The organism is Mesorhizobium sp. M4A.F.Ca.ET.090.04.2.1, from assembly GCF_003999085.1.
In the GTDB taxonomy this organism is placed as follows: Bacteria; Pseudomonadota; Alphaproteobacteria; order Rhizobiales; family Rhizobiaceae; genus Mesorhizobium.
The window spans coordinates 1-7,747 of record NZ_RZOT01000278.1 but is presented as its reverse complement, the minus strand read 5'-3'; the positions used below and the strand labels follow the sequence as shown (position 1 = coordinate 7,747).

The 7,747-nt window shown below is 63.9% G+C and carries 6 protein-coding genes; 3 read left to right on the top strand and 3 right to left on the bottom strand.

Features of this window, described 5'->3' with window-relative positions; all coding sequences use genetic code 11:
* A partial coding sequence (locus EN781_RS19515; protein ID WP_145965556.1) for an adenylate/guanylate cyclase domain-containing protein occupies positions 1-1,243 on the bottom strand: 1,243 nt, incomplete at its 3' end.
* A 612-nt stretch (positions 1,244-1,855) separates the two neighbouring features.
* Here EN781_RS19515 and glmU point away from each other — a divergent pair.
* The gene (gene glmU / locus EN781_RS19510; RefSeq protein WP_126054307.1) at positions 1,856-3,226 is read left to right on the top strand and encodes a bifunctional UDP-N-acetylglucosamine diphosphorylase/glucosamine-1-phosphate N-acetyltransferase GlmU; all 1,371 of its coding nucleotides are present in this window, start codon (positions 1,856-1,858) and stop codon (positions 3,224-3,226) included.
* Between the two features lie 41 nt (positions 3,227-3,267).
* On the opposite strand, the gene EN781_RS19505 is transcribed toward glmU, so the two are convergent.
* Positions 3,268-3,600, bottom strand: coding sequence for an ADP-ribosylation/crystallin J1 (locus EN781_RS19505; protein WP_126054308.1), 333 nt, complete (start codon positions 3,598-3,600; stop codon positions 3,268-3,270).
* A 212-nt stretch (positions 3,601-3,812) separates the two neighbouring features.
* On the opposite strand from EN781_RS19505, the gene glmS reads away from it, so the two are divergent.
* Both glmS and EN781_RS19495 read left to right on the top strand, forming a co-directional pair.
* Entirely contained in the window at positions 3,813-5,636 is a 1,824-nt protein-coding gene (gene glmS / locus EN781_RS19500; RefSeq protein ID WP_127400239.1) for a glutamine--fructose-6-phosphate transaminase (isomerizing), read from the top strand.
* 104 nt (positions 5,637-5,740) lie between these two features.
* Positions 5,741-6,499, top strand: a complete 759-nt coding sequence (locus EN781_RS19495; protein WP_126054310.1) for a DUF502 domain-containing protein — start codon at positions 5,741-5,743, stop codon at positions 6,497-6,499.
* On the opposite strand, the gene recG is transcribed toward EN781_RS19495, so the two are convergent.
* A partial coding sequence (gene recG, locus EN781_RS19490; RefSeq protein WP_127400238.1) for an ATP-dependent DNA helicase RecG occupies positions 6,451-7,747 on the bottom strand: 1,297 nt, incomplete at its 5' end. The genes EN781_RS19495 and recG overlap by 49 nt on opposite strands.

Below are 7,747 nucleotides of genomic sequence, written 5' to 3'. Positions count from 1 at the left end.
GTAGGCTCGTAGGGTCGTCGCGCGCTTCCGCCAGCACTTCGCGCGCCATGCGCGCGGCGACCCGGATATCGTCGGGCTCGTGCCAGCACTGGCTTACGGATATGCTGCGGATATAGGCGCCGAGTGCCTTCGCCAAGTTGAAGTCAGGGTCGATGCTGAGCGCCTCGTTGGTGAGCCGACGCACGTCGGCAAAGCCTTCGCGGGTCATGCTGTAGAAGCGCGGCAGCGCGCGAAGGTAAAGGTCGTAGGCGCTCATGTAGTCGGTCGGCTTCATGCGCGCCTGCTTGATCTCCTCCAGCCGGATGCTCGGCTCGACGGCACCGACGACGCTTTCGGTCACCTTGTCCTGCAGGTCGAAGATGTCGCTCACGTCGCCCTCGAAGCGGTCGGTCCAGACATGGTGTCCGCTGATCGCGTCCACCAACTGCCCACTGATGCGCACCCGCGATCCTGCTCTGCGGATGCTGCCTTCGAGCACGTAGCGGACGCCCAACTCGCGCCCGACCTGGCGCAGGTCCACCGCCCGGCCCTTGTAGGTGAAGGACGAGTTGCGGGCGATCACGAAGAAGGAGTTCACCCGGCTCAATCCGGTGATGATGTCCTCCACCAGCCCGTCGGCGAAGTATTCCTGGTCGGGGTCGCCGCTCATGTTGGTGAAAGGCAGAACCGCGATCGAGGGTTTCTCGGGCAGGGGAGGCGGGGCAGCCACCGAGGCGCTGGCGTCGGTCTCGACGCGGTAGGCGCGCACAGGCCGCTCAATGTTCTTGAGGCGCAGCTCGCCGAGCGGCATGAAGCCGCAGTCGAGCTTGCCCTGAAGGTGGTCGTAGGCGGTGCCCGAGACGACCACGGTGCCGGGATCGGCGATGCCTTCGAGGCGGGCGGCGATGTTGACCCCGTCGCCATAGAGGTCGCCGTCCTCCTCGCAGATCACGTCGCCCAGATTGACGCCGATGCGCAAGCGAATCCGCTCTTCCTCGGGCGTCTCCGCCTCGTGTTCTGCCAGGGCCTGCTGGATTGCCATCGCCGAGGTCACCGCGTTAACGACGCTCGCGAACTCGCACAGCATGCCGTCGCCGGTGAGCTTGACGATCCGACCCTGATGCTCGGTGACCAGCGGTTCGAAGAGGTCCTTGCGGTAGATCTTCAGCCGCTCGAGCGTGCCGCGCTCGTCGCGCTCCGTCAGACGCGAATAGCCGACGACGTCGCAAGCCAGGATCGCTGCGAGGTGGCGCTGCGTGGTCATTGCACCGCTCAGCCAAGCGCCTGCACGCGGGCCGCCCGGCGTCCATGTCCTGCTAACTTCCAGACGCCCCACGCGCATGGTATCCATCTCTCCCAGTCCGCCTCTCCCAGTCCGCCGGTTCGCTGATACAGAACGGAGAACGCAGCTTGCCTTCGCGAGATTTCGCCATCCCGCTTGTGAAGCGTGGAACGTTCCAGTCACCGCGCCAGCAGCCAACCGACGACACGCCCGCGCAGCCTCTGGGGACGCTGACTCACCACTCCCAGAAGGCCGGAGATATTTGCTGCCTTGTGTAACCGGTTGACGCCACCGTGTCGGTGCTTTTGTATCGGGGTGTCACACCGAACGTTCGCGCTTGGAGGTGTCGCAACGCTGCCGTCCGACGCAGGGGTGTGTCCGGTTGAAGCCGGAAAAGCGGTGAGGCAAATAGATCATAGCCAAATTTTCATATGAATTATCAAAAAGATAGAACGACGTAGAATTCCCAACGAACGACCCGCTGATCAAGAGTCAGCTGCTCCGCCGTCTCACCGGAATTTAACCGCATTGGTGCAGCATGGGCAGCACTGCTAGCATCCATTGATTCAAACGCTTTTCGTACGGTTGCCCTTCATGAGCCAGAAATCCTGCCTGTCCGTCATCCTTGCCGCCGGCGAGGGCACGCGCATGAAGAGCGCGCTGCCCAAGGTGCTGCATCCTATCGCCGGGCTGCCGATGGTGGCCCATGTGGTGAAGGCGGCCGAGGCCGCCGGCAGCGGCGATCTGGCGCTGGTGATCGGCCATGGCGTGGAGGAAATGCGCAAGGCGGCGCAGAAATTTGCGCCCAAGGCGGAGACCTTCGTGCAGGAGAAGCGGCTCGGCACCGCGCATGCCGTGCTTGCAGCGCGTGCAGCAATATCAAAGGGTTACGACGACATCCTGGTGATGTTCGGCGATACACCGCTGATCGATCCGGAAGCGCTTGCCGTCGCGCGGCGGAAACTGGCGGAAGGTGCCGCCGTCGTCGTCGTCGGGTTCCGTCCGCCCAACCCGACCGGCTATGGCCGCCTGATCGAGAAGGGCGGCCGGCTCGTCGCCATCCGCGAGGAGAAGGATTGCTCGGCGGAGGAGAAGAAGATCGGCTTCTGCAATGCCGGCATGATGGCGGTGGCGGGCAAGCACGCGCTCGAACTGCTCGACAAGGTCGGCAACAGCAACGCCAAGGGCGAGTTCTATCTCACCGACATCGTCGAGATCGCCGGCGCCCGAGGCCTGGACGTCGTGGCGACGGAAGCCAGTTTCGAGAGCGCGCTCGGCATCAACAACCGGGCCGAACTCGCCGAGGCGGAAGGCATCTGGCAGGCGCGCCGGCGGCGCGAGGCGATGCTGTCCGGCGTGACGCTGATCGCGCCCGAAACCGTATATTTCTCGCACGACACCGAAATCGGCGCCGACGCAGTGGTCGAGCCCAATGTCTGGTTCGGCCCGGGCGTCAGGATCGCCACGGGCGCCAGGATCCATGCCTTCAGCCACATAGAGGGGGCAACGATCGCCGCCAATTGCGATGTCGGTCCGTTCGCGCGGCTGCGGCCGGGTGCCGACCTCAAGCAGAAGGCCAAGGTGGGCAATTTCTGCGAAGTCAAGCAGGCGACGATCGAGGAGGGCGCCAAAGTCAACCACCTGACCTATATTGGCGATGCGCGGATCGGCGCCGGGGCCAACATCGGCGCCGGCACCATCACCTGCAACTATGACGGCTATTCGAAATTCTTCACCGATATCGGCGAGGGCGCCTTCATCGGCTCCAACTCCTCGCTGGTCGCGCCTGTCTCGATCGGCAATGGCGGCTATATCGCCTCGGGCAGCGTGATCACCGAAAGCGTGCCCGACGATGCATTGGCCTTCGGTCGCGCCCGCCAGAAGACCATTCCCGGCAAGGGCAAGGAAATACGCGAGCGCTTTGCCTCGGCGGCAGCGAAAAAGAAAGCCGGCGCCGACCACTAGCGGTCAGCCGGCGGGCTCGCTTTCCTTGCCGAAAGCGGCGGTCACTTCGATCCGACGATCGACTTGTTGAATTCAGGCAGGTCTTCGGCAGGGATCCAGTATTCCAGATGCGCCTTGCTGCCGGCATGCTCGACCCGGTACCGGTCGAGAAAACTCTTCAACACGTCAAACCGGGTGACGAAACCCGAGCCGCTTGCGGGTACGTTCCAGTCGCGTGCGATCTGCACGGCGTAGGCTTCGGATAGGACCGGATAGAAAATCGGCTGTTCGGGCAGCCGTGGCGGAAACGCCCGCATGCCCGATGCCTCGATCAGCTTCAGCTCTTGTGATCCGACAGGACGCCAGAGTGCCACCGTGGGTTTGGCTACGCTCATGGCCAGACTTTAGCCAGATATTTCTGAAACGAGAACCAAGCGCTTGAAAAACCGAACGATTGCAGTAATCGGATTGCAACAGCGGTCTGTCAGGGTGCATTGCGAGCAAGACCCGTTCCGCTGACACGGAACGAAACGCAAAGTGACTTTCACGGCAGGCCCGCAATCCCTAGATAGCGCTGGGTTTCTGCAGGGAATCGGGGGTAACGGCCATGTGCGGCATCGTCGGAATTGTCGGCCATTCGCAGGTCGCGCCGCTCATCGTCGACGCGTTGAAGCGGCTGGAATATCGCGGCTATGACTCGGCCGGCGTCGCCACCATCGAAAATGGCGAGCTCGGCCGCCGCCGCGCCGAAGGCAAGCTGATCAACCTCGAACGCCGGCTGAGGGAAGAGCCGCTCGACGGCACGATCGGCATCGGCCACACGCGCTGGGCCACCCATGGCGTGCCGAACGAGACCAATGCGCATCCGCATTTTTCCGACGGCGTCGCGATCGTCCACAACGGCATCATCGAGAATTTCGCCGAACTGCGCGACGAGCTGACCCGCGACGGCTACAGCTTTTCCTCGCAGACAGACACCGAGGTCGTCGCGCATCTGGTAGCCCGCGAACTCGCCAAAGGGCTGAAGCCCGTCGAGGCCGCGCACCAGGCGCTGAAGCGGCTCTCTGGCGCCTTTGCGCTGGCCATCATGTTCAAAGGCGACGAAGACCTCATCATAGGCGCCCGCAACGGTCCGCCTCTGGCAGTCGGCCATGGCGACGGCGAGATGTTCCTCGGATCCGACGCCATTGCGCTGGCGCCCTTCACCAACTCGATCACCTATTTGGAAGACGGCGACTGGGCTGTGGTGCGCCGCAACGAGGTCGCCATCTTCGACATGGACGGCAACAAGGTCGACCGCAAGCGCCAGCAGTCGCTGTCGACCGGTTTCATGGTCGACAAGGGCAACCGGCGGCATTTCATGGAAAAGGAAATCCATGAGCAGCCGGAGGTGATCTCGCACACGCTGGCGCATTACGTCGACTTCATCTCCGGTGTGTCGAAGCCGCTCGAGCTGCCCTTCGATTTCGCCAAGATCGGCCGGCTGGCGATATCGGCCTGCGGCACCGCCTATCTGGCAGGCCTGATCAGCAAATACTGGTTCGAGCGCTATGCGCGGCTGCCGGTCGACATCGATGTCGCCTCGGAATTCCGCTACCGCGAGATGCCGCTGTCGTCGAACGACGCCGCCTTGTTCATCTCGCAGTCGGGCGAGACCGCCGATACGCTGGCCTCGCTGCGCTACTGCCGCCAGGCCGGCATGAAGCTCGGCGCGGTCGTCAATGTGCGCGAATCGACCATGGCGCGCGAGTCCGACGTCGTCCTGCCGACACTGGCCGGGCCTGAGATCGGCGTCGCCTCGACCAAGGCCTTCACCTGCCAGCTCTCAGTGCTGGCTTCGCTCGCAGTGCGGGCGGGCGTGGCGCGCGGCACGATCTCGCGCGATGAGGAGAAAGTGCTGGTGCGCGAGCTTTCAGAGGCGCCCCGCTTCGCCAACCAGGTGCTGAAGCTGGACAGCCAGATCGAGCGGATCGCGCGCGAGCTGTCCCGCTACAGCGATGTGCTCTACCTCGGCCGCGACACCAACTTCCCGCTGGCCATGGAAGGCGCGCTGAAGCTCAAGGAAATCTCCTATATCCATGCCGAGGGCTATGCCGGTGGCGAATTGAAGCATGGACCGATCGCGCTGATCGACGAGCACATGCCAGTCATCGTCATCGCTCCGCATGACCGCATCTTCGAAAAGACGGTGTCCAACATGCAGGAAGTTGCGGCGCGCGGCGGCAAGATCATCCTGATCACCGACAGCAAGGGCGCGGCGCAGGCGAGCGTGAAGACGATGGAGACAATCGTGCTTCCCGAGGTGCCGGAGATCATCTCGCCGATCATCTATGCGCTGCCGATCCAGATGCTCGCCTATTTGACCGCAGTGTTCATGGGCACCGACGTCGACCAGCCGCGCAATCTGGCGAAGTCGGTGACGGTGGAGTAGCTGAATCTGCGCCGTTCCGCCGCGGGCGCTCTTTAAAAACTTCGCAGTTCCAAACCGTGTTGCGGTTCACTAATGTTGCGGCGCAACCTGCGCTGCGGTGATCCATGTCCGACGCCCCGAAGACCTCAGGCATGACCCGGCTCAGGAACTATTTCCTGACGGGCTTCATTGTTTGCGCGCCGCTGGCGATTACCGCCTATATCGCCTGGTCCTTCATCCGCTGGGTCGATTCCTGGGTGAAGCCCTATATCCCGCTGCGCTACAGCCCGGACACCTATCTGCCGTTCCCGGTTCCCGGCTTCGGTCTCATCGTTGCGCTGGTGCTGATCACGCTGATCGGCTTCATGACCGCCAACATCGTCGGCCGCGCCATTGTCAATTTCGGCGAGCGGCTGCTTGGCCGCATGCCGCTGGTGCGCGGCATCTATGGTTCGCTGAAGCAGATTTTCCAAACGGTGCTCTCGAACAAGGGCGACATGTTCCGCCAAGTCGGGCTGGTCGAATATCCGCGCAAGGGCATCTGGTCGCTGGTCTTCGTCGCCAGCGAGAAGGAAACCGAGATCAACCAGAAGCTCGACCAGGAAGGGGACCCGCTGATTGCGGTGTTCATGCCGTGCACGCCGAACCCGACCACCGGCTTCCTGATGTATGTGCTGAAATCCGATATCGTGCTGCTCGACATGACAATCGAGGACGGCGCCAAGCTGATCGTTTCGGCCGGACTGGTGGCGCCCGAGGTGAAGAGCAAGCTGGTGACCGTAAACGGCGAGCAGATCGAGGGCACGCTCGCCAATCCGCCGATAGGCGCCGGGCCTCAGCCGGCGCGCAGCAGGCGCACGGCCTCGTCACGGCCGAACAGGTAGAGCAGCAGGCGCAGCGCCTCGCCGCGTTCGGACTGCAGTTCCGGATCGCGTGACAGGATCAGCCTGGCGTCGTCGCGCGCAGCCTCGAGAAGATCGGCATGCGCCTCGATGCGCGCTACCTGGAAACCCGGCGTGCCGGACTGGCGCGTGCCCAGCAACTCGCCTTCGCCGCGCAGTTTCAAATCTTCTTCGGCGATCAGGAAGCCGTCCTCGGTCTCGCGCATCACCGACAGGCGGCGCTTGGCCGTCTGGCCGAGCGGGTCCTTGTAAAGCAGCACGCAGGAGGAGGGCTTGTCGCCGCGCCCGACGCGGCCGCGCAACTGATGCAGTTGGGCAAGACCGAAGCGCTCGGCATGCTCGATGACCATGATCGTGGCGTCCGGCACGTCGACGCCGACTTCGATGACGGTGGTGGCTATCAGGATGCGTGTCTCCCCCTGCTTGAAGGCGCGCATCGCCTCGTCCTTCTCGGCACCCTTCATGCGGCCATGCACGAGGCCGATCTGGTCGCCGAAGAGCGGCTTCAGCGAGGCGAAGCGATCCTCCGCCGACATCAGCTTGACCTCTTCGGATTCCTCGACCAGCGGGCAGATCCAATAGATCTTCTGGCCGTCAGCGACGGCGTCGCGCATGCGCCCGACCAACTCGTCCAGCCGCTCCAGCGGCAGCGTGACGGTGCGGATCGGCTGACGGCCGGCGGGTTTCTCGGTCAGCTTGGAGACATCCATGTCGCCAAAGGCGGTCAACACCAGCGTGCGCGGGATCGGCGTTGCCGTCATCACAAGCATGTCGGGCGCGTCGCCCTTGGCGGTGATGGCAAGCCGCTGGTGGACGCCGAACCGGTGCTGCTCGTCGACGACGGCCAGGACGAGATCGTGGAACGTGACCGATTCCTGGAACAGGGCGTGCGTGCCGACGACGATGTCGATCTCACCGCTGGCCAGCCCTGCCAGTGTCTCCGTGCGCTCGCGACCCTTTTCGCGGCCGGTGAGGATGGCGGTGCGCAGGCCTGCCTTTTGCGCCAGGGGCGCGATGGTTGCCAGGTGCTGGCGCGCCAGGATTTCGGTCGGCGCCATCAGCGCCGCCTGGCCGCCAGCCTCGACGGCGCGCGCCATGGCAAGGAGTGCCACCACCGTCTTGCCGGAGCCGACATCGCCTTGCAGCAGGCGCAGCATGCGCTCCGGGTCGGCGAGATCGGCAAGGATTTCGGCGAGCGCGAATTCCTGCGAAGGCGTCAGCGAGTAGGGG